Consider the following 1523-nt stretch of genomic DNA (forward strand, 5'->3'; position numbering starts at 1 on the left):
ACATTTACGATCACGGACGATTCTGGTAACTCCGCAGTAGTAGATACCAACAATACAGTAACTACACTGGTAGACAATGGTGATGGTAGTTTCACGTACACATCAGAAGATGGTACGGTAACAACATTTACAGAAACATTATCAACTTTAGTAGACAATGCAGACGGAACATTTACATATACAAATGAAGATGGAGTAGTAACTACATTTGATGCTAAGCGTTCTACGGTTTTAGATAATGGCGATGGTACATTTACGATCACAGATGATTCAGGAAACTCTGCAACGGTAGATACCAACAATACAGTAACTACATTGGTAGACAATGGTGATGGTAGTTTCACGTATACATCGGAAGATGGTACGGTAACAACATTTACAGAAACATTATCAACTTTAGTAGATAACGCAAACGGAACATTTACATATACAAATGAAGACGGAGTAGTAACTATATTCGATGCAAAACGTTCTACGGTTTTAGATAATGGCGATGGAACATTTACGTTGACAGATGACTCTGGGAATTCAGCAACAATAGATACGAACAATACAGTAACAACCTTAGTTAATAATGGAGATGGTAGCTTTACCTATACCAATGAAAGTGGAACTTCAGTTTTATTTCGAGCATCTACAATTACTGATAATGGAAATGGTACTTCAACAATAGTGCTAGCTGATGGCGGAACAATTATTGTTGACAACGATGGAGTAGATAATGTAGATGATGCGGATAATCTAATCGGAAACGAATACAACACAGGAAGTGCTATTATTGACGGTAGTTTAGAAATTACAGATGGTGGCGGAACAGAATCGATTAATCTTATCAGTAGTAATGCTAATAACGATTTAACTTTTGGTACAGATGGTGCATTATATTTAAATGTAGCTTCTGTAACCATATCAGAAACTGTAACAAACCTTGCTGATAATGGAGATGGTAGCTTTACATACACTAATGAAAGCGGAGCGCCAGTTTCATTCCAAGCATCTACAATTACAAATAATGGAGATGGAACTTCAACAATAGTGCTAGCTGATGGCGGAACAATTATTGTTGACAATGACGGAGTAGATAATGTTGATGATGCGGATAGCGATCCAAATAATGAAATAGAATTACCAACTGGTGGAAATAACGGACAAGTACTTTCTACAGATGGTTCAGGAACATACACTTGGGTAGATCCGGATTCAGGTCCGGTTGGAACAAACGGAGCGGACGGAAACGGCATAGCATCCACGACCGATAACGGAGACGGTACATTTACCTTGACTTACGATGACGGAACAACTTTCACTACGTCGGATTTAACAGGTCCTCAAGGAACTCCTGGAAATAACGGGGCAGATGGTGCGAATGGAGCGGATGGAGCTGATGGCAACGGCATAGCATCTACGACCGATAATGGAAACGGTACTTTTACCTTGACTTACGATGACGGAACAACTTTCACTACGTCGGATTTAACAGGTCCTCAAGGAACTCCTGGAAATAACGGGGCAGATGGTGCGAA

1 protein-coding gene is annotated in these 1523 nt (G+C 39.7%); it reads left to right on the top strand.

Features of this window, described 5'->3' with window-relative positions; all coding sequences use genetic code 11:
• Positions 1-1523, top strand: a 1523-nt coding sequence (locus tag CLV90_RS19355; protein WP_407943390.1) for a beta strand repeat-containing protein, incomplete at both ends; no start/stop codon positions are given.

The sequence above is a fragment of the Maribacter spongiicola genome (genome assembly GCF_004364165.1).
Classification (GTDB): Bacteria; Bacteroidota; Bacteroidia; order Flavobacteriales; family Flavobacteriaceae; genus Maribacter; species Maribacter spongiicola.